The sequence below is a fragment of the Agrobacterium tumefaciens genome, assembly GCF_005221325.1.
Taxonomy (GTDB): Bacteria; Pseudomonadota; Alphaproteobacteria; order Rhizobiales; family Rhizobiaceae; genus Agrobacterium.
Genome location: NZ_CP039888.1, coordinates 490,603 through 513,131 on the forward strand (window position 1 = coordinate 490,603; position 22,529 = coordinate 513,131).

The following is a 22,529-nucleotide window of genomic DNA, read 5'->3' on the forward strand; positions in this document are numbered from 1 at the left end:
AGCGCGGCGACAGGTAAAGAGGGCAGCCGGTGGCAAACGATCCGACCCATCAGTTCTTGGTGCAGCCGATCATTCCGATCGAAATTGGCGGCGTCGATTTTTCCTTCACCAATGCGTCGCTATTCATGGTTGCGACCGTGGCTGCCGCATCCGGTTTCCTTTATTTCGCAACGTCGAGCCGCGGTCTGATCCCGACCCGCATGCAGTCCGTTGCCGAAATGTCCTATGAGTTCATCGCCTCCATGCTGCGCGAAGGCGCCGGCAAGAAGGGCATGGTGTTCTTCCCATTCGTTTTCTCGCTGTTCATGTTCGTGCTGACGGCAAACCTTCTCGGCATGTTCCCGTATTTCTTCACCGTCACCAGCCAGATCATCGTCACCTTCGCGCTTGCCTGCCTCGTCATCGGCACAGTCATCGTCTACGGTTTTTACAAGCACGGCCTGCACTTCTTCGGTATCTTCGCCCCCTCGGGCGTGCCAAAGGCGCTTTTGCCGCTTGTTGCGTCAATTGAAATGATCTCGTTCCTGTCGCGCCCGATCAGCCTTTCGGTTCGTCTTTTCGCGAACATGCTGGCCGGCCACATCACGCTCAAGGTTTTCGCAGGCTTCGTCGCCTCCATGGGTGCGCTCGGCGCGCTCGGCGTCGGCGGCGCTGTCCTGCCTCTCATCATGACGGTCGCAATGACCGCTCTCGAATTTCTCGTTGCCTTCCTGCAGGCTTATGTGTTCGCGGTACTGACTTGCATGTACCTGAACGATGCCGTGCACGGTGGTCACTGAGAAGTAAAGTCGCTGGCCCCGGCAACGGGCGCCAAAAAACAGCCGCAACAACCTATATCTCAAGGAGTCTCACATGGAAGCGGAAGCAGCAAAGTACATCGGCGCAGGTCTCGCATGCCTCGGCATGGCTGGTACGTCCCTCGCACTCGGCCGTATCTTCGGTGATTACCTCTCCGGCGCACTGCGCAACCCCTCTGCTGCCGACAGCCAGTTCGGCCGTCTGGTATTCGGCTTCGCCGTTACGGAAGCTCTGGGCATCTTCTCGCTGCTCGTAGCTCTCCTTCTCCTGTTCGCTGTCTGATAACGGCATCAGGTATGGATCACGGCCCGCAAATGGCGTGCCGTGATCCTTCGCATTTGCAGTCCCCCTGGAGGTGAGCATGTTCGTGACCGAGGCTTATGCCCAGTCAGCACCGACCGTAGGTGAAACGCATACGGAAACTCCGGCCGTTGGCCAGCCGCAACCGGAAGCCACGCACACGGAAACCGGTGTAGCGCACGGCGCCGAACACGGTGCTTCCGGCGTTTTCCCGCCGTTCGACCAGTCTACTTATGCATCGCAGGTCCTGTGGCTGGCGATCACGTTCGGCCTTTTCTACCTGCTCATGCAGAAGGTCATCGTTCCGCGCGTCGGCGGCATTCTCGAAAACCGTCACGGACGCATCGCACAGGATCTCGACGAAGCGGCACGGCTGAAAGCCGAAGCCGACGCAGCCGTCGAAACCTATGAAAAAGAACTCGCGGCAGCCCGCGCCAAGGCAAGCTCGATCGGCGCCGCGGCTCGTGACGCCGCCAAGGTGAAGGCCGATGCCGACCGCGCCGCGATCGAAGCCGGTCTTGCCGAAAAGCTCGCCGCTGCCGAAAAGCGCATTGCGGGCATCAAGGAACAGGCGTTTGCCGATGTCGGCGCTATCGCCGAGGAAACCGCGACCGCGATCGTCGACCAGCTGGTTGGCGCCAAGGTCAAGGACACGGACGTCAAGGCAGCCATCGCCGCCGCTTCGAACGTGAAGGGAGCCTGATATGGCATTTGATGCATCGTTTTTCGCTCTCGTCGGCCTCGTCCTTTTCTTCGTCCTGATCGCCTATCTCAAGGTTCCGGGCATGCTCTCCAAGTCTCTGGACGAGCGCGCCCAGAACATCCAGGACGAGCTGGCCGAAGCCAAGCGTCTGCGTGAAGAGGCCCAGCACCTGCTGGCCGAATATCAGCGCAAGCGCAAGGAAGCTGAAACGGAAGCAGCCGGCATCGTTGCCGCCGCCGAACGCGAAGCCGCAGCGCTCACCGAAGAAGCCAAGCAGAAGACGGAAGAATTCGTCGCCCGCCGCACGGCCCTTTCGGAACAGAAGATCAAGCAGGCCGAAGAAGACGCCATCGGCGCCGTCCGCGCCGCCGCCGTCGACATCGCCATCGCCGCTTCCGAGAAGCTGCTGGCGGAAAAGACCACGGCTGCCGCAAAGGCCAAGCTTTTCACCGCCACGATCGGCGAAGTGAAGTCGAAGCTGAACTGATACTTTACATCCGGCCTTCTGTGGTCTTGTAATCTGAAACCCCTCCAGTTCGCTGTGAGGGGTTTTTGCTTTCTGCCTGTAAGGCGGCTTCGCCTTTGAACGAGCGTCGTATGGCTCTCTTCCAGTTTAGACAAGTATCTCTCCACCGCCGATAACGGTTGCAACATATTGAGGTTCAGCGATAGCTTCTCCCGAAGATTGATATGTCGGGCGGCAGAAGCGTTTGATTGAATTGCAAAAGATCGGCTTGTATCGGCGCTGGATTAAAAGGGAGAAACCTTATGAAGATCAACGACGTAATCAAAGCCGATATGGAAAACTCGGTACTCTGCTGGCTTGCTACCGTCGATGATGATGGCACTCCCAGTGTGACACCGAAGGAGATATTCACCAGCCACGGCGAAGAACATATTGTCATCGCCGACATTGCTTCGTCGCACAGCGTCCGCAACGCGATAGCCCGCCCGAAAGTCTGCGTCAGCTTTATTGATGTATTTCGGCAGAAGGGATTCAAGCTCACCGGTAATGCCAGAATATTGGCACCCAGCGACGCAGATTTTCAGGCGTTTGGTGTCGACCTCCTGCGTATGGCGGGTACGGATTTTCCGATACGGAATATTATTGCGGTCAAGGTCGAAAGCGTGTCCCGCATATGGGCACCGAGCTACAAGCTGTTTCCCGAACGCAGCGAGAACGAGAGAATGCAGAGCGCTTATGAGACCTACGGTGTTCAGCCTGTCTAGACAAAGGATAAAGCTTTTCGAGGGCATATAAAGTCATCTCAATGCCTCTTGGCAGGGTGTTTCACATCACCTGCGGAACGTCACGTCCTGTCGTCAGGAGCGGAAATGGACCATGTATGGAAAAAGGTGTTCTAAGGTTCTTTTTTGACTATGGAGCGGGCGGATGCCTATGGGCGGGAGATGCCGCCACACTTTATAGACTTGGCGTTGGTCCTGTCGATGCGACGTTGTTTGATCTCAAAGGGCGAATAAGCAAGCCTCCCTGCCTGGCCCTTTCTCAAATGGTTCGGAGTTTGCGGGATCAACTCGATTCTGAGCATTCATGCTATCTGAATCCACTATATCAGCCCGATCCAAGCCTCTGGAGCCAAAGTTTATGTGACCGCTTCAACACAGATGTCGAAAGGTTGCTTTTACTTTTGCGTCAGGAAATTGGCGATAACTTCCATATCGTTGATGAGCAAACACGTTATGTCGAAGATGCCGATCTCAACGAGTATCTTGCGAAGAATCCGAGCCTTTCCAAGATGAACGAAGTGGTGATCCCTACTGTCCTATAGATGACAATTGAAATGATAGAGGCCGTTTCACTTTCCTCGTCTGCACTATTCGGGGCACATGAGTGGATAGCTGAAACTGAAAGAAAGGCGGTCGCCACTCAATCCCGCTTTAGCGGCCGAAAACTCATCCTGTGTAGCGAGCAAGGCCCGTGGCTTTCGATGGCGCGCAGATGGGCTGGCGTGCCGTAACCGGCATGGCCTTCGAAGCCGTAGGAGGTGTGCACCACGCCGGCGCGTTCCATCATCCGGTCGCGGGTCACCTTGGCGATGATCGAGGCGGCGGCGATGGAGAGGGAGCGGGAATCGCCCTTGATGACGGCCTTGGCTTCGCAGGTGATACCCGGTGGCCTGTCGCGGCCGTCGGCCAGCACAAGGGCGGGGGAAATCTCGAGACCGAGCACGGCGCGGCGCATGGCGTCGAGGCTGGCGCGGAGAATGTTCATGCTGTCGATCAGACCGGGGCCGGAGGAGGCGACGGACACGATCGAGGTTTCCATGATCTGGACGAACAGGCTTTCCCGCTTCTGTCTGCTCAACTTCTTGGAATCGTCCATACCCTTGGGAATATTATCCGGATCGAGAATGACGGCTGCCGCAACTACCGGGCCGGCGAGCGGCCCCCGGCCTGCCTCATCCGTGCCGGCCACGGGCCAGAGGCCCTTCTTTTTGGCTTCCAGTTCGAACGAGAAGTCCGGGCCGGTATCGGCAAGGTCGAAAAGAGCAGGAGAATCGGGTGTGGCGGTGCGTTTCATGCGGCGAAACTCGCATACACACCCGATCTCCTGCAAGCCCCCGGAGGCGGGCGATGACAGGCGCGGTGAGCCGGGGTCAAGGGGCGTGGCTCACCGTGCCCCTGAGGTCATCATGACCTTTGATCCTCCAACGGGGCGGCGGAGGAAAAATGATCGCACGCGAGGCGGCGGTTCCGGGGGCAATGTCCGGCGGGCCAGGGAAAACCCGCCGGGCATTTCGTCAGGAGCATGGCCGGTCAAAACGAAGGACCGGCGCTCCTCATAATCTTCTTCCTGATCGGCACGTCGGCAAGGCGGCCGTGATCAACAGCGGCGCTTTCAGCGCCGGTTTTTCAAAGCAGCGACAATTGCACCCCGGCACCGCCCGGCGGCACGAAAAGATCGTCGCGCAGATGAATGCCTCGGCGGATGAGACCGAGCCTTTTTGTCGCCATTTCGAAACGCCGGCCGATCTGCCAGGCATAGGGACCGGCGCCCTTCATGCGCTTGCCGAATTCCGCGTCGTAATCCTTGCCGTCACGCATGGAGCGCACCAGCGACATGACATGGCGATAACGGTCCGGATAATTGCGCAACAGCCAGTCGCGAAAGAGCGGGCTCACTTCCAGCGGCAGGCGCAGCAGCACATAGGAAGCCTCGGTCGCGCCCGCAGCTTTGCCGGCCTCGAGAATGCGTTCGATCTCATGATCGTTGAGGGCCGGAATGACGGGCGCCATCATCACGGCGACCGGAATGCCGGCCTCCGTCAGTGCCTTCACCGCCTCCAGCCGTTTCTCCGGTGTGGCGGCGCGCGGCTCCATGTTGCGCGCGAGCTTACGGTCCAGCGTTGTTACGGAAATACCAACCTTGGCGAGGCCCTTCTTGGCCATCGGGGCCAGAATATCGATATCCCGCCTGATCAGCGCCGATTTGGTGACGATGGCGACGGGGTGATCGGCCTTGGCCAGCACTTCCAGTATTTGCCGCATGATGCGCCATTCGCGCTCGATCGGCTGATAAGGGTCGGTATTGGTGCCTATGGCGATCACCCGCGGCTTGTAGCCCGGTTTCGCCAGTTCCCGTTCCAGAAGCTTTGCCGCATCCGGCTTGGTGAAGAGCTTCGATTCGAAATCCAGCCCTGCCGAAAGCCCCATATAGCTATGGGTAGGCCTTGCGAAACAATAGATGCAGCCATGTTCGCAGCCGCGATAGGGATTGATGGAACGGTCGAATGGGATATCGGGGGATTCGTTGCGGGTGATGATGCTGCGCGGCTTTTCCACCTGCACTTCGGTGCGGAATTCCGGCATATCCTCGAGCGTCTGCCAGCCATCGTCGAAAACCTCGCGCTGCAAGGCCTCGAAGCGCCCGTCCGGGTTCAACCCCGCGCCCCGGCCGCGACGACGGTCGATCTCGATGCGCAGGCGGGATGCATCGGCGAGCGCATTGGCAATATCAGGCATATGGCTCGGCTGGAAGGCAGCCTGCCCGTCAAGCGTATGGTTTCTCATCTGGATGCTCCCAGAGCGCTGCACGCCATCAAGGCACGCTCAACGCCCTAAACCGTTTCCATCCGGAGAGGCGTTTACTCGCCGTCCGAATGATTAAATTCCTACATCATGAATGAGAACAATACAAGAACAAAATTATGAAAACGTGACGCATCTACAGCCTGCGGTGAAGATATAGGGTGCGGGCTGGCACCGGAAGGCCGGGCAATCTGCGGTGCGGATTGCGGCCTTCCTTACCGCAATGAGTGCAGTGGCAATTTATTGTGCGATGCGTTAGAGCTATGCCTATGTTGACAGTTATAATGGAATGCCGGGATCAGGAACCGGAACTGGCGCACACGCTGTCTGCGCTTGTCACCGGGGCCGTCGAAGGGCTTGTGAGCGATGTGGTGATCCTCGATCACGGTTCGCGCGATGGGTCGTCGCGCGTGGCCGATGCCGCCGGCTGCCGTTTTTATGGGCAGTGGGACATTCAGGAGATCCTGCATTCCGCGCGTGGTGGCTGGCTGCTGCTGATCGAGCCCGGTGCACGCCCGCAGGCGGGCTGGATCGACGAAATTCTGGAATATGTGGCGATCTGCGCCCTGCCTGCGCGCTTTTCGCCGTCGCGTTATCACCGGCGGAATGTTTTCAGCCGTGTGCTGCGCCGCGCGCCGCCGCTGGAACACGGATATCTCCTGCCCAAGACACATGCGCTTTCGATCGCCAAATCGGGCATGAGCCTGACGCAGCTGGTTGGCGGGCAGAAACCGCGCCGGCTGAATGCGGAGATGGTGCCTGCCTGGGCGCTGAGGGCCTTGGTCTGACGTCAGGAGACTGTCTTACCCCACCAGAACCTTGCCGGGGTTCATGATGCCCGCGGGGTCGAAGGCGTGCTTGATGCGATGCATCAGCTCCATTTCGATGCCGGGCCGGATAGCGGCGAGTTCGTCGCGCTTCAGCTGACCAATGCCATGTTCGGCCGAAATCGAGCCGCCGAGCGACAGCACGATGCCGTGCACGATCTCGTTCATGTCCCGCCAGCGGTCCAGGAATTCGGCCTTGTCGGCACCGACCGGCTGGGAGATGTTGTAGTGGATATTGCCATCGCCGAGATGGCCGAAGGCGCAGATGCGGGCGCCGGGAATTGCGGCGAGCACGGCCTTTTCCGCCGTGGCCATGAATTCCGGTATTTTCGACACCGGAACGGAAACGTCGTGCTTGATCGATCCGCCCTCGGGCTTCTGCGCGTCCGACATGCTTTCGCGCATGTGCCAGAGCGCCTGACGCTGGGCTTCCGATGAGGCGATCACCGCATCCTCGACCAGCCCGGCCTCAAAACCGCGCTCCAGCAGCGATTGCATCATCGTGTCCGCCGTCTCGGCCGAATCGGAGGTGGAGATATCGATGAGGGCGTACCAGTCATGCGGCTGGCCCAGAGGGTCGCGCACGCCGGGAATGTGCCTGGCGGTGAATTCGACGCCGATTCGTGGCATGAGTTCGAAGCCGGTCAGCGCCGTGCCGCAGAGGTTGGAGGCCATTTCGAACAGTTTCAGCGCATCCTCGGTGGAGGCAAGCCCGGCAAAGGCCACCTGATGGCCAAGCGGCTTGGGAAAAAGCTTCAGCACCGCGCCGGTGATGACACCCAGCGTGCCCTCGGAGCCGATGAAGAGATCGCGCAGATCGTAACCCGTATTGTCCTTCTTCAGCCGTCGCAGCCCGTTCCAGATTTCCCCCGTTGGCAGCACCACCTCGAGCCCGAGGCAGAGCTGACGCATATTGCCATAGGCAAGCACCGCCGTGCCGCCGGCATTGGTGGCGAGATTGCCGCCGATGCGGCAGGACCCTTGAGAACCGAGCGATAGCGGGAACATGCGCTCCACGGAATCGGCCGCCTTGTGTATATCGTCGAGAATGCAGCCGGCATCGGCGACGATGGTGTTGGCAACGGGGTCGATGTCGCGGATGCGGTTCATGCGCTCCAGCGACAGGATGATGTCGGTGCCATCAGCACGCGGCGTCTGGCCGCCCACGAGGCCGGTATTGCCGGTTTGCGGCACGATGGGTGTGCCGGTCTCGCTGGCGAGCTTCAGGATGGCCGCAACCTCCTCAACGGAACCGGGCTTGAGGAGCAGGGGTGAGGCACCGCGATAAAGTCCGCGATTCTCCACCAGGCGCGGCGCCATTTCCGCCGGGTCGCGCACCGCATTTTTTTCGCCGACAATGGCGGTGAAGCGGTCGAGGATATCGGAGTAGGGGATGGCGGTGGTCGTCATGGGCGGCGTCTCGCTGTCTTTTGAAACTTGGGCGAAAGGGTTGGGTGCCGTCAGCCTCGCGGCGCGGCGGCGCGGGAAAGGCGGTCGTTGATCGCCTCTCCGAGGCCATGGGTGGGAATGGCGGTGATGGCGATGGTGGCCGCGCCGCTCGCATCGGCGGCTTTCAGATAATCGAAGAGGTTGGCGGCGGCCTCGGCAAGATCGCCGGAAGGGCTGAGGTCGAGAATGGTGCGCGCGGACTCTTCGCCGGAAACCGCAATGCCGCCGAAGCGGATCAGCGCTTCATCAGGCAGAACCGATGTGGCGCCGAGGCGGACGGTGGCGCCCGGCGCATAATGCGAGGCCAGCATTCCGGGCGCCTCGATGGCGGCGGACGCTTTTTTCGGTCGCTCGAGCCTGACGCCGGCCACTCGCTCGATCTCTTCGGTGACGATGCCGCCAGGGCGAAGCAGCCGCACCCGGCCATCCTGATCCACCTTGACGATGGTGGATTCGACACCGACGGCGGCAGCGCCGCCATCGAGAATGAGATTGATCTTCTGCCCGAGATCGGCTTCCACATGGGCAGCACTCGTCGGGCTGATCTTGCCGGAACTATTGGCGCTGGGGGCGGCCAGCGGTCTGCCGAACCGGCGGATCAGGTCGCCGGCGAAACCCTGCGGCACGCGAATGCCGACCGTATCGAGCCCGGCCGTCGCCAGCGAATGAATGTCGCTTTCCGCTTTCATCGGCAGAACCAGTGTCAGCGGACCGGGCCAGAAGGCCTCTGCGAGTTTCCGCGATATCGGGTCGAAAACCGCGTAATGCTCGGCCATGGCGGTATCGGCCATGTGGCAGATCAGCGGGTTGAACTGCGGCCGACCCTTGGTCTCGTAAATGCGGGTGATGGCCGCCGGACTGGTAGCGTCGGCGGCAAGGCCATAGACGGTTTCCGTCGGCAGCGCGATGGGCCTGCCGTCCGCAAGCTCCGTAACGGATGCCTGCAGGGCTGTTTCCCGCTCGTTTTCGATGTTGATATGACGCGCCATGATGCTGCCTTTCAGGGCGGTCAATAGCGTATTTCGGGCCGGGATGGAAAGTGCTGTCGCGTTTTATATCGCTTTGATGATCTTGCGCATCTCCTGCGAACGCGCGCCGAGCATCAGCACGTTTTTCAGCGCCACGCGCGGATCATGCGTCTGGAACAGCAGTCCGCCGCGATGGAAGGAGGTGTCGATGGCGATCTCCCGATCGGGAAGCGCATTGATGGCGACGGCGAAATACATGCGTGAGTAGCGCGCATCGATATTTTCGAAGAAATTTTCGGCCCCGCTCAGCTCGGCGAAGAAATTCGCGAAATAAAAGGACCAGAGCACATGACGCTCGGCATCGAAGCTGGTTTTCGCCGCCGTGACATGGCAATAGCCGAGATGCGGCCGGTCATTGAGCAGATGGTGAAAAACCATCTTCGGGAAACGGATGGACTGGTGAAAGGTGTTGAGACGGCTATGGGTGGCGTCGGCGGCGGCTTCCAGCTTCCGCCCGGTCAGCGCAGCTACATCGTCATGGCTGTAATAGACGCGTTCCCTGGGTAGCCAGTGTTCTTCATAACGGCTGATACGACCCGTGCGCAGGAAGTCGGAATGCGCGGTCTTCGATCGTATCGGCGTGACCGAATGCCTTGCCGCATCGAAATAGCGTATGCGTGTCGCCTTCTCCACCAGGAGCGCCCCCGTTGCTGTCGTTGCTGCAATATAGTTTAGGGCGCATTAACACTCCGTTGCGCCGCGCCTCCCGTTTTTTTATGGGTGGAGAGGAGAGCGGGCGTGATCATGCGTCATATTGCGACGTCGTTTCCGGCGCTGAATAGCCGTCGGATTTCCCAGCGGAATGGGCAGCGAGGCCGAATTGCGCATGTCGCAATTTGTCGCCAATGCGGAAGCCGATGTCGCTGTTTGTGCTGCCGCAAATGACCGCCGGTGTTTAGATGAGGGCATGCTTCCGCAACCCCGCAAATGGTGCCGGGCAGGGCGGTTTGATCGAGGATTTGGCCATGGAATTGCGTGACACCGTATTGCGCCAGCTGAAAAACCGCCGCGAAGGCTTCAGCCTGGAACAGCCTTTCTACACGGACCCGGATTATTTCAAGCTGGATATGGAAAACATCTGGTACCGCGACTGGCTGTTCGTCGGCCATGATTGCGAGGTGCCCAAGTCCGGCAACTACATGACCGTTCAGGTCGGCGCATACTCGGTCGTCATCGTTCGCGGACGCGACGGGCAGATCCGCGCCCTGCAAAATTCCTGCCGCCATCGCGGTTCGCGCGTCTGCAGCGCGCAGAAGGGTCAGGCCGCCCGTCTCGTCTGTCCCTATCACCAGTGGACCTATGATCTGGATGGCAAGCTGCTGTTCGCACGCCATATGGGCGAGGAGTTCGACAAGGCGGAATTTGGCCTGAAGCCCGTCGCCTGCGAGACCGTTGCCGGTTACGTCTTCATCTGCCTTGCCGACCAGCCCGCCGATTTCGCGCCGATGCGCGCCGAGGTCGAAAGCTACATGGCCCCGCACCGCATCTGGGAAGCCAAGGTCGCGCATGAAAGCACCATCATCGAAAAGGGCAACTGGAAGCTCGTCTGGGAAAACAACCGCGAGTGCTACCATTGCGCCGCCAACCACCCCGAACTCTGCCGCACCTACCCTGAAAACCCGAGCGTGACGGGAACGGATGGCGGCGCGAGCGACCCCGAAATCGGCGGCCACTGGGCGCGCTGCGAGGCGGCCGGCCTGCCGAGCCGCTTCAAGATCGATCCGAAGGGCCAGTTCCGTGTTGCCCGCATGCCGCTGATCGGCGAGGCGGAAAGCTACACCATGTCCGGTAAACCCGCCGTGCGCCGGCCGCTGTCGCAGGATGTCAGCATCAGCCATATCGGCGCGCTGCTTCTGTTTCATTATCCGACGACCTGGAACCACTTCCTCGGCGACCACACCATCTCCTTCCGGGTGCTGCCGCTCAACGCCAACGAGACCATGGTCACCACCAAATGGCTGGTGCACAAGGACGCGGTCGAAGGCGTGGATTACGATCTCGAAGACCTCACCCACGTCTGGAACGAGACCAACGATCAGGACCGCCGTATCGTCGAGGAAAACGCTTTCGGTATCCGTTCGCCGGCCTACCAGCCCGGCCCCTATTCCCCGGAGGACGAGGGCGGCGTGATGCAGTTCGTCAACTGGTATTCCAAATTCATGGTCGACCGGCTCTCCGGCGACAAGGCCCGGCTTTCGGCTGTAGCGTGATGCGAAGATGAATATGGTTGTGACCTACAAGCACATAGACGAGATGAAGCCGTGGAGCGACAAGCTCCAGCTGCTGGAATGCATTTCAGTGACGCCCGAGACATCGGACGTGATGACGTTTCTGTTCCGCTCCGAGGACCAGAACTGGTTCCGTTATCTGCCGGGCCAGTTCGTCACGCTGGAATTGCCCGTGGGTGCGGAGCCGGTTTACCGTACCTACACATTGTCCTCCAGCCCGTCACGGCCCTATGCGCTGTCGGTCACGGTCAAGGCGCAGGCCACCAGCATCGGCACGCGCTGGATGTTCGATAATCTGAAGCCCGGCATGAAAATCCGGGCGCTCGGACCGCTCGGCGACTTCTCCTACGTCAAGCATCCCGGCGACAAATATCTGTTCATCTCGGCAGGCTCCGGCGTGACGCCGATGATGTCGATGGTGCGCGACATGAGCGACCGCGCGCCGCAGAGCGACATCTCCTTCATCAACTGTTCACGCACGCCCGGCGATATCGTCTTCCGTCACGAGCTGGAATATCTCGCCCGTTTCATGCCGAACCTGTCGCTCGGCTTCATTGTCGAGAAATGCGGTCGTACCGATCTCTGGTCCGGCCTGAGGGGCATGGTCGACAAGGCCAAGATCGCGCTGCTCGCGCATGATTTCATGGATCGCACCGTCTTCTGTTGCGGTCCGGAGCCGTTCATGGCCGCCGTCCGCTCGATGCTCGACGCATCCGGCTTCGATATGAGCCGTTATCATCAGGAAAGCTTTGCGCCGGCCGCCCCGGTCAGTGTGGGTGAAACAGTTCTCACCGGTGCAGACGGCGAAGCATTGTCCATGGTGGGCTTCACCGTTTCTGGAAAAGAACTGCCCTGCCAGCCCGGCCAGACGGTTCTGATGACGGCGCGTGCCGCCGGCGTCCGCATCGGCGCCGCCTGCGAATCCGGCATCTGCGGCACCTGCCGGGTGCTGAAGCTTTCCGGCGAGGTGGAGATGAGCCACAATGGCGGCATTCTCGATGAGGAAATCGAGGAAGGTTATATTCTCGCCTGCTGCTCACGGCCGTTGACCGATGTGAAGGTGGAAGCCTGACGTCGGCATCTCCCAAAACTGTCATCGGTTTTGGGAGACATGCGTAAGCTGATCGCGTTGGCTTTTTGAGAAAGACAAAGCAAGCTGGCTGCGTGTCATCTTTCCTGTCTTTCACCGGATAGTTGTCATGGAACTAAATTTCCCTAAACTCGTTTGCACGTCATCGAATTCTTCTCGGGTGTAGAAACGGGGGCTGACCCTTATCTCCGACAAGAGCGAGTGGGTGAAAAGGCGCGGTCCAACGCGCTGAAGCAAACGGAGGAAGATCATGATGAATTTCCGGACAACGAGTGTCGCCACGGCGATGATCGTGTTCCTCACCAGCTTTACGCCGTCACAGGCGTTCCAGGCCCCTGTTCCGATGCCGAAGCCGGCGGTTTCCACTGACAATGTGGTGCCGGTGCAGTACCGGGAATGGGACCGCAGAGGCGACCGCAGGTACGGGGACCGGATGTATCGTCCGCGCCCGCCGCGTGACGGATATTACAATGGCCACCGGGGTTATCGCGATCGCCGTCCGGGCTACCGTTATCACAACGGCTACTGGTTCCCGCTGGCAGCCTTTGCGGCCGGTGCGATCATCGGCGGCGCCATGCAGCAGCCGCGTCCGGCCTATGGCGGCAGCCATGCCTCCTGGTGTCAGAACCGCTGGCGTTCATATCGCGCTTACGACAACACCTATCAGCCGAACAGCGGTCCGCGCCGCATATGCGTATCGCCTTACAGCCGCTGATAGTGGTTTTCGAAAGCCCGGATTTTGATCCGGGCTTTTGCTTTTGAGCTGCCGGATCGGGTAACCGAAGCGTGAATGGATCGTTAATGCTGGGTTCAGGCGAAAACGCCTAGCCTGCAACCTGGAATGTCCAGCCAGACCGAAAAACTGGCCGAACGAGATGAAAAAAGTGTTATTATTCACGGAGAACGGCCTGTTGACCGTCGTGAATGGAGGAAGTCAGATGAAAAGCTATATCAAGAATATCATGGCTGTCGGTCTTTCTGCGATCGTGGTTGCGGGAGCGATTGTTCCGGCGGAAGCGGCAATGCCATTGCCGACCGCGCCGAAGAGCGTCGAGACCGCAGGCAACGACGCTGGCAATATCGTGAATGTGCAATATTGGCGTGATCGCGATGGTCGCGGCGGCTGGGGCGGCGAACGTCGCGGCTGGTATGGCGGCCATCGCGGTTATCGCGACTACCGCCCGGGCTACCGTCACCATGACGGTTATTGGTTCCCGCTCGCAGCCTTTGCGACGGGTGCGATCATCGGCGGCGCCCTGTCGCAGCCGCGTGAAGTCTACCGTCCGGTCCCGGAATATCGTCCGCGTCCCGTCTATCGCGAATACCGCCCGGTCCGCCGTGGCGGCATGAGCCAGGCGCATGTGAACTGGTGCTATGGCCGCTATCGGTCCTACGATGCTTATAGCAACACGTTCCAGCCTTACCACGGCCCGCGCCAGCCCTGCTATTCGCCTTACAGCTGATTTTAGAATGGCAGGCTGAAATTGACAGAGCCGTCCGGTCACCACCGGGCGGCTTTTTGCTGTTACAATATTCGCGCGCGCTTCAGGACGAACCAGGCGAGCGCCACCGAGATCACGATGAAGATGCTGGCTGCCATGGTGCCGCCGGTGCCGACGGTAAACGGCAGTTCATCCGTATTCATGCCGAAGAAGCCGGTCACCAGCGATGGCGGCAGCAGGAATGCCGTCATCAGCGACAGGATATAAAGGTGCCGGTTGGTTTCCGACGAGAGTTTGGAATCGATTTCTTCATGCAGCAGCCTTGCGCGCTCCTGCAGCGCATAGACGTCGTGATCGACGGCCTCAAGCCGTCCCATCAGGCGCGAAGCGACATCCTCGAAACCGTCAGGCATCTCGTCGTCATCGACGGCCGAAGCGCGCCGCATCAGGGTGAGCACGGTGCGCAAATGCCGGTGCAGGCGAACGACCGTTCGGCGCAGCGGAGCAAGGCGCCGCCGCTCGTCGCGGTTCTCGCTGTCATAGACCATGTCCTCGATGGCGTTGAGTTCCTCCGTCGTCTCCATCACCAGATTGATGAGCGAGCGCTGGAATTCGGCAACGAGACCCTCGAAGACATGCGATGGCGTGAGGTAGCGGTTGGAATTCTTGTCGACCGCCGCCTTCAGCCGGTCCACCGAATGCAGAGGCTGCAGGCGGGTGGTGATGATGAAACGGTCGCTCACCGCAAAATGCAGCCAGCCGAAATCGCGGGTTTCCTTGTCGAACTCGCGCTGGAAATCGACCAGCGTGCCATAGAGCGATTTTTCATCGACCACGATGGAAGGATGCGTCTCATGGGTGGTGAGGCTTGCCCTTGCGGCTGGGTCAAGGCCGACGATCGTTTCGAGGAAGCCGGCAACCCGCTGGTCGGCGAGATTGAGATGCAGCCAATAGAACCCCTCATATCCGGTCATCTCGTCGAAGCCGGCATCGGGCGCCAGCCGGCGGCACGGAGCTTTTCCGGGCTGGAAGTGATAGGCCCAGACGAGGCCGGGAATGGTGGGCGTTATGAGATCCATCTTGGCAGTCCTGACCGGCGGGATGGGAGGAGGGGAGGCGTCCGTCGTTCCGGTGTGGGAGCGGCAGCGGCGAGGCGCATATCAGCGCATGCTGAGCAAATTCATATGACAGTTTTATAACAAGCCTGTCGAAATCGCGGGAATTTTCAAATTGACGTTTACGTAAAAATCATTTAGCCCGAGGGCAGTAGCAAGATGCAAGAGCTTCGGGAGGAGGCAGCATGTATAGCGCGCCGGTGGATGATATCGCCTTTACACTCAAGCATGTAGCGGGTCTTGAAGACGCGCTCTCAAAGGGCGTGCTGGGTGATCTCGGTGAAGATCTGGTGGATGCCATTCTGCAGGAAGCCGGCCGTTTCGCCACGGAACAGGTCGCCCCGCTCGCCGATATTGGTGATCGCCAGGGCGCGAAGCTTGCCGATGGCAAGGTCACGACGCCGGATGGTTGGGCCGATCTTTACCGCCGGTGGGCGGAAGCTGGCTGGAACAGCCTGACGGCGCCTGAGGAATTCGGCGGTCAGAACCTGCCGCATATGCTGAATGTCGCAGCGCTGGAAATGTGGAATTCCGGCTCCATGGCTTTCGCGCTGGCGCCGACGCTCACCATGGGCGCGGTGGAAGCCATCGTTACCCATGGCAGCAATGATCTGAAGCGCATCTATCTGCCGAAACTCGTGTCCGGCGAATGGACCGGCACCATGAACCTCACCGAACCGCACGCAGGTTCGGACCTCGGCGTGCTGAAGACCCGGGCGGAGCGCAATGGGGACGGCACCTATCGCATCTTCGGCCAGAAGATTTTCATCACCTGGGGCGAACATGATGCGGCCGATAATATCATCCACCTCGTTCTCGCCCGTCTGCCGGATGCGCCGGCCGGAACGCGCGGTATCTCGCTGTTCCTCGTGCCGAAATTCCTGCCCGATGAAAACGGCGCACCGGGCAGCCGCAACGACCTGTTTTGCCATTCGCTGGAACACAAGCTCGGCATTCACGGCTCGCCCACCTGCACGATGATCTTCGGTGACGGCAAGTTCGGTGACGAAAAGGGCGCTCTCGGCTGGCTGATCGGCGAGGAGAACAAGGGCCTTGCCTGCATGTTCACCATGATGAACAACGCCCGCCTTGCCGTCGGCATGCAGGGTGTGGCGATCTGCGAGGCTGCGACCCAGAAGGCGATCGAATACGCGAAAGAGCGTACGCAGGGCAAGGCGCCCGGCTGGCAGGGCTCCGGCATGAGCCCGATCATCGAACATCCCGATATCGCCAGAACGCTTCTGACGATGAAGGCACTGACGCAAGGATCACGGGCGATTTCCTTCAGCTGCGCCCATGCCATCGACATGGCGCATGCGACCGAAGACGCCTCCCAGCGCGCTCACTGGCAGGAGCGCGCTGCCCTTCTCACTCCGATTGCCAAGTCCTTCTCCACCGATGCCGGTGTGGATGTCGCCTCCATGGGCATTCAGGTGCATGGCGGCATGGGCTTCATCGAGGAAACCGGCGCGGCACGCTATCTGCGCGATGCCCGTATCGCGCCGATCTACGAAGGCACCAACGGCATTCAGGCCATCGATCTGGTGTTGCGCAAGCTGCCGCTCTCCGAGGGTGCACAGGTGCGCGGTTTCATTGGCGAATTGCGCGAGATCGCCACCCGGACAGCCGCTTCGAACCGCGACGATCTCGGTGAGAGCGCCCGTTATCTCGAAACAAGCCTCGACGATCTGGAAACGACGACCGACTGGCTGCTCTCCCGCATCAAGGCAGGCGAAACCGAAACCGCGCTCGCCGGTGCCACAGCCTATCAGCGCCTCTTCGGTCTGGCGCTCACTGGCGCCTATCTCGCCAAGGGCGCATTGGTCTCCGTCGATGATGGCAGGGGCGGGCATCGCGCAGCACTTTGCCGTTTCACGGCGGAAAACCTGCTGGCAGAAACGGCGGCGCTGAAGGATCGTGTTATCGCTGGCGCGGCAAGCCTTGCCGCCGCCCGCACCCTGTTGGCTTGAGGAGTTTCAGATGTCGGACGATCATATTCTTGTCGAGCCGGTTGGTCATGCGCCGGAGGTTCTGGCCATCCGCTTCAACCGGCCGGAGAAGAAAAACGCCATCACCGATGCCATGTATCTGCGCATGGCCGAAGCCCTGCATGCCGCCAATGCGAACCCCGAAATTCGGGTAGTCGCATTTCTTGGCACGGAAGGCTGCTTTTCCGCTGGCAATGATATGGCCGATTTCCTGGCCTTCGCCATGTCGGGCGGCAAGGGCAAGCTTGCGGCACTTGAGTTTCTGAAAGCGCTGGTCGCCTTCGAAAAGCCTCTGGTTTCAGGAGTGGACGGGCTCGCCATCGGCATCGGCACGACGCTGAACCTGCATTGCGACCTGACGGTCGCCTCCAGCCGCAGCCTGTTCAAGACGCCCTTCGTGGATCTGGCGCTGGTGCCGGAAGCAGCCTCCAGCCTGCTGGTGCCGAAACTCATCGGCCACCAGCGCGCTTTTGCGCTGCTTGCCATGGGCGAGGGTTTTTCGGCCGAACAGGCGATGCAGGCCGGCCTGATCTGGAAGGTTGTCGCGTCAGAACATGTCGAAACCGAAACGCTGGCGCTCGCCATCCGCCTCGCCGCCAAACCGCAGCAGGCGCTGAAGATCGCCCGCGACCTGGTCCGCGGCAACCCGCAGGACATACTTGCCCGCATCGAAGAGGAAGGCCGCCACTTCATCGCGCAGTTGCAGAGTGCGGAAGCCCGTGCCGCCTTCGAGGCATTCATGCGCCGTTAAGCGTTCCGGCAGGAATTCCTTGCTGTTAAGCAACCGGGCAATATGGGTTGGGTTAAATAATGCAACGTCATCGTCCGAAGGCCACCCGCATGCGTCACGCCGTGTTCGCCCTGTCCGTCTTCCTCTGCGCCGCCACTGTTACCGAAGCGGCGGCGATATCACGCCCTCCGGCCGCTTCCACCGGCAATGTCGTTCTGGCGCAATCGGTCATTATCGAAGATGATAGCCAGGACTATAACTCCAGCAACAATCGCGACCGCCAGCGCCGCGCGCGTTTCGTCTGCGTCATTACCCCGCCGGAGAGCGCCAATCGCCGCCGGCCCTATATCTGCCCGCTGGAACGGGGCCGCGTCGGCGGTTCCTGCCGCTGCTCGGGCGTGGTCGGCAGCGGCACGGTCGATACCGCCTGGTGATTATTTCTCCAGCACAGCCACCGCTTCCACATGCGGTGACCACAGGAACTGGTCGACCGGCGTGACACGGGTGACGCGATAGCCGCCTTCCGTGAGGATGGCGAGATCCCGTGCGAGCGTCAGCGGATTGCAGCTCACTGCAACGATCCTTTTCACCGTGCTGCGGGCCAGCTCCTTGCACTGGAATTCCGCACCGGCACGCGGCGGATCGAAGATGACAGCATCGTAATTCTTGAGTTCGCTTGTCATCAGCGGCCGGCGGAAGAGATCGCGCTTCTCGACACTCACGGGCTTCAGGCCCTGCGTATTGCGGGCGGCAAAATCGAGTGCCTTCAGCGGCTTGTCTTCCGCTTCCACCGCATGCACCCGGCCGATGCGCGCGAGCCGCAGCGCAAAGGTGCCGGAACCACAGAAGAGATCGGCAATGCGTTTGGATTTGCCGACATGGGCAAGCACCAGCTCCGCCATCGCGTCTTCGGCCTGCTTCGTTGCCTGCGTAAAGCCGCCGGCCGGCGGTGAAACCGGAACGCCGCCGAATTCGATGATCGGCTTTTGCGGTTCGATCAGGATTTCACCCGACAGCGAAACGCGGGCAATGCCGCGCATGGCAAGAACCGTTTCCGTGAGCGTGCGCCGCTGCTTGTCGTTGACCGACTTGATGCCCTCGACGGAAATATCGAGACCGGAGAGCGTTTCGAGAACGGTGATGCGGAACGGCTCGGCATTCGCCACCATGGAAAGCCCGATGGCTCTGATAGCATCGAGCCGTGAGACGATGCCGGGCGAGGTGACGGGACATTCCTCGATGGCGACGATGTGATGGCTGTTCGCCTGGCTGAAGCCCAGCAGCAGGCCCTTTTCCGTCCGGCGGGCAGCAAACACCGCACGACGGCGCTCGCCGGGACGACAGATGACGAGATCGTCTACATCAGGCGTCAGGCCCTTCGATTTCAGCGCGGACACCACCAATTCCCGCTTGTAGGCATGGTAAGGCGCATCGGCGAAATGCTGCAGCGAACAGCCGCCGCAGGTGCCGTTCTTTCCCTCGGGGCCGAAGTGGCGGCAGGCGGGTTCACGTCGGTCTGCCGAGGCCTGCGCTATCGACATGACGGTGCCGAGCTCCTTGACCTTGGCGATGGCGACCGTTTCGCCGGGCAGCGCGAAAGGCACATAGACCGGACCGTCGGGACAGTGTGCGATGCCATCGCCCTGCGCGCCGAGGCTCTTGATGGTGACCGTCTGGGTGCTCATGGCTTTTCGCCTCCGAGAAGAAATTCGACATTGCCGTCGCCGCCGGAAATCGGCGAGGGAATGAGGCCGAGGCTTTTCCAGCCCATGTCTTCGGTCAGCCAGCGTTCCAGCTCGGCCGCCACGGCGGGCGCAGTTTCCGGCTCCTTCAGAAGCCCGGCCTTGCTGATGGCATCGCGTCCCGCCTCGAATTGCGGCTTGACTAGCAGAACCGCCAGAGCACCTGGTTCCGCAAGCTCGAGCGCCGGAGCAAGCGCAAGCTTCAGCGAAATAAAGGACACGTCGGAAACGATAAAGCCGATGGGTCGCTCATCGATATCGTCAGCGGTGAGGAAGCGGGCATTCAGCCCTTCCAGACTGGTGACGCGCGGATCGTTCTCGATCCTTGGATGGATTTGCCCGTGGCCGACATCGATGGCGACGACGTGTTTCGCGCCGCGATGCAACAGCACCTCGGTGAAGCCGCCGGTGGATGCGCCGACGTCAAGGCAGTCAAGGCCCCTCGGATCGAGCTTGAAATGATCGAGCGCGGCCGTGAGCTTGAGGGCGGCGCGCGAGACGTAAGCCTGCGCCGGATCGGTAATGGCGATCTTGACGTTTGCAGCGACTGTCTGGCTCGGTTTGGTGACGATCTTGCCGTTCACGCTCACGGTGCCGCGCGAAACCGCATCGCGCGCACGCGAGCGGCTGGCAAAGTGGCCACGCGACACAAGAAGCTGGTCTAGCCGTTCATTTTCAGATGTTTTGGACATGATCCCGTGTCAATGACCGCCAAACCCCGCAGATGCAAGCGATTTATCGCTGGAACCGCCCCACAAGCCCTCCGGGAGAGAAAAGAAATAGCCTCGGGTATCAGGAAAACGACATATGAGATTAATCCAATATAAAGTCTTCTAATGCACTTTGTCCGCAAGGCCCGTGCGGCCGGTCGGAACCTGCCATGACGGCGTCTCCCCCATTTTCCAGAAATTGCGGCCGTTGCAGCGCAGACGTTTGCTCCGTGGCATCGGGTCGCCGAGAGAGTTTGCGATGTCGCTGAAAAATCTCCCCATTAACCTGAAGCTCATAGCCACCTTCTGTGCCTTGATGGGCGTGTGTCTGCTTGCGTCTGCGGTCGTGTTCTGGCAGACGCGGGGGAGCGAGCTTGTCACGATCGAAAACAACCGCACCAAGGACATCATTCAGGCTGTGGATGGTGCGACGGCCGCCATGCTGGAACAGGCCGTCAACCAGCGCGGTTTCCTGCTATTCCGCAGCGACAGCACCTATAATGATGTCTTCGCCCAGCGCGACCTGATGCTGAAGAAGCTCAGTGACGCCCGCGCCCTGGCGGCCGGCCAGCCTGATATCCTGAAGTCCATCGACGATATGGAAAAATCCGCGACCGTCTTCTTCAAGGAACTGGCCGAGCCGCAGATCGCCGCCCGCAAGACGACGGAAGCGCCGATTTCCGAAATCATCGAGATCGGCCGTAACCAGGCGAAGGGACAGCTTGATGGCTTCCGCGCTTCCGCCGCCAAGATCAAGGAACAGCTGAACGGCCTGTCCACCATCTACGCCGCTGAACAGCAGGCTGCTGCCCGCAATCTGGAATACGCGCTTCTCGGCGGCGGTGCCGTCGCCGGCCTGCTCGCCGTTATCCTGATCTGGGCTCTGTCGCGCTCCATCGTCACGCCGATCGTCGGCATGACGGCGGCCATGAGCCGGCTTGCCGATGGCGATCTGACGACGGAAGTGCCCGCCACGGATCGTGGCGACGAAGTCGGCAAGATGGCGAAGGCCGTTCTGGTCTTCAAGGAAGCCGGTCTCGAAAAATCCCGCCTTGCCGGCGAGACTGACCGCATGCGCTCCGCGACGGAGGCCGAACGCCGCCGCAACGAGGAAGAAAAGGCGCGTGACGAAGCCGCCAGCGCTTTTGCCAGCGCCGAGCTTGGCAAGGGCCTCGCCGCACTTGCGGATGGCGATCTTTCCTATCGCATTGAAACGCCTTTTGTGCCTGCCATTGATCCGGTTCGCGTCAATTTCAACAGCGCAGTCGAAAAGCTGCAGCAGGCGCTGCGCACGGTTGGTGAAAACGCTGCCGCCATCAATGCCGGGGCTTCGGAAATGCTCTCTGCCGCCGACGACCTGTCGCGCCGGACCGAACAGCAGGCGGCCTCCATCGAGGAAACCGCCGCGGCTCTGGAAGAAGTCACCACCACCGTGCGCGATAGTGCCCGCGGTGCGGAAGATGCCGGCAATCTGGTCCAGCGCGCCCGCGCCGGTGCGGAGAAGTCCGGTGTTGTGGTTCGCAAGGCGGTTGCCGCCATGCGCGAAATCGAGAAATCCTCGGGTGAAATCGGCAATATCATCGGCGTCATCGACGATATCGCCTTCCAGACCAACCTTCTGGCGCTGAATGCCGGTGTGGAAGCCGCCCGCGCCGGTGATGCCGGCAAGGGTTTTGCCGTTGTCGCACAGGAAGTTCGCGAACTTGCCCAGCGCTCCGCCAATGCCGCCAAGGAAATCAAGACGCTGATCGGCGCTTCCAGCCAGCAGGTGGAAAACGGCGTCAATCTGGTCGATGAGACCGGCAAGGCTCTGGAACTCATCGTGTCGGAAGTCGAAGAGATCAACGCCCATGTCAGCGCCATCGTCGTTGCCGCCCGCGAACAGGCGACCGGCCTGCAGGAAATCAACACCGCCGTGAACACCATGGATCAGGGCACGCAGCAGAATGCCGCCATGGTGGAACAGCAGACCGCCGCCAGCCATTCGCTGGCCCGCGAAGCCGAAGCGCTGAACGGCCTGCTTGGCCAGTTCCGGATGGGCGGCACGCGCGCCGCCGTCGCCGGTGCCGGCGGATATTCCGCGCCGCGCCAGTCTTCCGCCAGGCCCGCCTTCCAGCCTGCGCCCGCTGGGCCGGTCCGCAAGGCTCCGGTCAAGTCGGCTTCCGCAACCGCACGGCCGGTCGCTTCTCCCGCCCGCGCACTTGGCCAGAGCCTCGCCCGCGCCTTCGGCGGCGCTGCCGAAGCACCGGCTGCCAAGGATCAGGACTGGACGGAATTCTGAGACCGGTTTTTAGACTGAGCAATAGAAAACGGGGCCGCAAGGCCCCGC

Annotated in this window: 23 protein-coding genes; 15 read left to right on the forward strand and 8 right to left on the reverse strand. The window is 60.8% G+C overall.

The window, feature by feature from the left end; translation table 11 throughout:
- Positions 1-29: 29 nt before the first annotated feature.
- From CFBP5499_RS02555 to CFBP5499_RS02580, 6 genes are all read left to right on the forward strand, one after another.
- Complete coding sequence (locus CFBP5499_RS02555; protein WP_045020913.1) at positions 30-779, forward strand: F0F1 ATP synthase subunit A; 750 nt, start codon at positions 30-32, stop codon at positions 777-779.
- Between the two features lie 73 nt (positions 780-852).
- Positions 853-1,080 (forward strand): F0F1 ATP synthase subunit C, encoded by a 228-nt coding sequence (locus CFBP5499_RS02560; protein ID WP_003494147.1) that lies wholly within the window; start codon positions 853-855, stop codon positions 1,078-1,080.
- A 79-nt stretch (positions 1,081-1,159) separates the two neighbouring features.
- Positions 1,160-1,801 (forward strand): F0F1 ATP synthase subunit B, encoded by a 642-nt coding sequence (locus tag CFBP5499_RS02565; RefSeq protein WP_080825826.1) that lies wholly within the window; start codon positions 1,160-1,162, stop codon positions 1,799-1,801.
- A gap of 1 nt (position 1,802) precedes the next feature.
- Positions 1,803-2,288 (forward strand): F0F1 ATP synthase subunit B, encoded by a 486-nt coding sequence (locus CFBP5499_RS02570; protein WP_080825824.1) that lies wholly within the window; start codon positions 1,803-1,805, stop codon positions 2,286-2,288.
- A gap of 281 nt (positions 2,289-2,569) precedes the next feature.
- Entirely contained in the window at positions 2,570-3,031 is a 462-nt protein-coding gene (locus CFBP5499_RS02575; protein WP_080825822.1) for a pyridoxamine 5'-phosphate oxidase family protein, read from the forward strand.
- Between the two features lie 116 nt (positions 3,032-3,147).
- Positions 3,148-3,591 (forward strand): hypothetical protein, encoded by a 444-nt coding sequence (locus CFBP5499_RS02580; RefSeq protein ID WP_080825821.1) that lies wholly within the window; start codon positions 3,148-3,150, stop codon positions 3,589-3,591.
- A 98-nt stretch (positions 3,592-3,689) separates the two neighbouring features.
- Here the strand turns inward: CFBP5499_RS02580 and CFBP5499_RS02585 are convergent, their stop codons facing one another.
- Together CFBP5499_RS02585 and CFBP5499_RS02590 are read right to left on the reverse strand one after the other, a co-directional pair.
- Positions 3,690-4,343: a ribonuclease HII gene (locus tag CFBP5499_RS02585; protein ID WP_080825817.1), complete on the reverse strand. Its 654-nt coding sequence runs from the start codon at positions 4,341-4,343 to the stop codon at positions 3,690-3,692.
- A gap of 332 nt (positions 4,344-4,675) precedes the next feature.
- Positions 4,676-5,833: a PA0069 family radical SAM protein gene (locus CFBP5499_RS02590; protein WP_175416591.1), complete on the reverse strand. Its 1,158-nt coding sequence runs from the start codon at positions 5,831-5,833 to the stop codon at positions 4,676-4,678.
- Positions 5,834-6,120: 287 nt separating this feature from the next.
- Between CFBP5499_RS02590 and CFBP5499_RS02595 the strand changes: the two genes are divergently transcribed.
- On the forward strand, positions 6,121-6,639 hold the full coding sequence (locus CFBP5499_RS02595) for a glycosyl transferase (protein WP_080825815.1): 519 nt from the start codon (positions 6,121-6,123) through the stop codon (positions 6,637-6,639).
- A 15-nt stretch (positions 6,640-6,654) separates the two neighbouring features.
- Here CFBP5499_RS02595 and CFBP5499_RS02600 read toward each other — a convergent pair whose 3' ends face one another.
- The 3 genes from CFBP5499_RS02600 to CFBP5499_RS02610 form a co-directional block, all read right to left on the reverse strand.
- Entirely contained in the window at positions 6,655-8,088 is a 1,434-nt protein-coding gene (locus tag CFBP5499_RS02600) for an FAD-binding oxidoreductase (RefSeq protein WP_080825813.1), read from the reverse strand.
- Positions 8,089-8,138: 50 nt separating this feature from the next.
- Entirely contained in the window at positions 8,139-9,116 is a 978-nt protein-coding gene (locus tag CFBP5499_RS02605) for an L-threonylcarbamoyladenylate synthase (protein WP_080827448.1), read from the reverse strand.
- Positions 9,117-9,179: 63 nt separating this feature from the next.
- Positions 9,180-9,788, reverse strand: coding sequence for a DUF6656 family protein (locus CFBP5499_RS02610; protein ID WP_173986379.1), 609 nt, complete (start codon positions 9,786-9,788; stop codon positions 9,180-9,182).
- 332 nt (positions 9,789-10,120) lie between these two features.
- On the opposite strand from CFBP5499_RS02610, the gene CFBP5499_RS02615 reads away from it, so the two are divergent.
- The 4 genes from CFBP5499_RS02615 (at position 10,121) to CFBP5499_RS02630 (ending at position 13,936) form a co-directional block, all read left to right on the forward strand.
- Positions 10,121-11,365: an aromatic ring-hydroxylating oxygenase subunit alpha gene (locus CFBP5499_RS02615; RefSeq protein ID WP_080827447.1), complete on the forward strand. Its 1,245-nt coding sequence runs from the start codon at positions 10,121-10,123 to the stop codon at positions 11,363-11,365.
- Between the two features lie 7 nt (positions 11,366-11,372).
- Positions 11,373-12,455: a hybrid-cluster NAD(P)-dependent oxidoreductase gene (locus CFBP5499_RS02620; protein WP_130932461.1), complete on the forward strand. Its 1,083-nt coding sequence runs from the start codon at positions 11,373-11,375 to the stop codon at positions 12,453-12,455.
- A 268-nt stretch (positions 12,456-12,723) separates the two neighbouring features.
- Positions 12,724-13,188: a BA14K family protein gene (locus tag CFBP5499_RS02625; RefSeq protein ID WP_080825808.1), complete on the forward strand. Its 465-nt coding sequence runs from the start codon at positions 12,724-12,726 to the stop codon at positions 13,186-13,188.
- Between the two features lie 223 nt (positions 13,189-13,411).
- On the forward strand, positions 13,412-13,936 hold the full coding sequence (locus CFBP5499_RS02630; protein WP_080825806.1) for a BA14K family protein: 525 nt from the start codon (positions 13,412-13,414) through the stop codon (positions 13,934-13,936).
- 62 nt (positions 13,937-13,998) lie between these two features.
- Here CFBP5499_RS02630 and CFBP5499_RS02635 read toward each other — a convergent pair whose 3' ends face one another.
- Positions 13,999-14,994 carry a transporter gene (locus tag CFBP5499_RS02635; protein WP_080825804.1) on the reverse strand — a complete coding sequence of 332 codons (996 nt, stop codon included), beginning with the start codon at positions 14,992-14,994 and terminating at the stop codon, positions 13,999-14,001.
- 221 nt (positions 14,995-15,215) lie between these two features.
- On the opposite strand from CFBP5499_RS02635, the gene CFBP5499_RS02640 reads away from it, so the two are divergent.
- The 3 genes from CFBP5499_RS02640 to CFBP5499_RS02650 all read left to right on the forward strand — a co-directional run bounded on the left by CFBP5499_RS02640 (position 15,216) and on the right by CFBP5499_RS02650 (position 18,182).
- Positions 15,216-17,000, forward strand: a complete 1,785-nt coding sequence (locus tag CFBP5499_RS02640; protein ID WP_080825802.1) for an acyl-CoA dehydrogenase — start codon at positions 15,216-15,218, stop codon at positions 16,998-17,000.
- 10 nt (positions 17,001-17,010) lie between these two features.
- A complete protein-coding gene (locus CFBP5499_RS02645) occupies positions 17,011-17,769 on the forward strand; it encodes a crotonase/enoyl-CoA hydratase family protein (RefSeq protein ID WP_080825799.1) in 759 nt (252 codons plus the stop codon).
- A gap of 89 nt (positions 17,770-17,858) precedes the next feature.
- Entirely contained in the window at positions 17,859-18,182 is a 324-nt protein-coding gene (locus CFBP5499_RS02650; protein ID WP_080827445.1) for a hypothetical protein, read from the forward strand.
- Here CFBP5499_RS02650 and CFBP5499_RS02655 read toward each other — a convergent pair whose 3' ends face one another.
- Both CFBP5499_RS02655 and CFBP5499_RS02660 read right to left on the reverse strand, forming a co-directional pair.
- Entirely contained in the window at positions 18,183-19,433 is a 1,251-nt protein-coding gene (locus tag CFBP5499_RS02655; RefSeq protein ID WP_080825794.1) for a class I SAM-dependent RNA methyltransferase, read from the reverse strand.
- Entirely contained in the window at positions 19,430-20,182 is a 753-nt protein-coding gene (locus CFBP5499_RS02660; protein ID WP_080825792.1) for a TlyA family RNA methyltransferase, read from the reverse strand. The genes CFBP5499_RS02655 and CFBP5499_RS02660 overlap by 4 nt, the downstream gene beginning before the upstream one ends.
- Before the next feature lie 277 nt (positions 20,183-20,459).
- On the opposite strand from CFBP5499_RS02660, the gene CFBP5499_RS02665 reads away from it, so the two are divergent.
- The gene (locus tag CFBP5499_RS02665; protein ID WP_080825789.1) at positions 20,460-22,481 is read left to right on the forward strand and encodes a methyl-accepting chemotaxis protein; all 2,022 of its coding nucleotides are present in this window, start codon (positions 20,460-20,462) and stop codon (positions 22,479-22,481) included.
- The last annotated feature ends 48 nt before the right edge of the window (positions 22,482-22,529 follow it).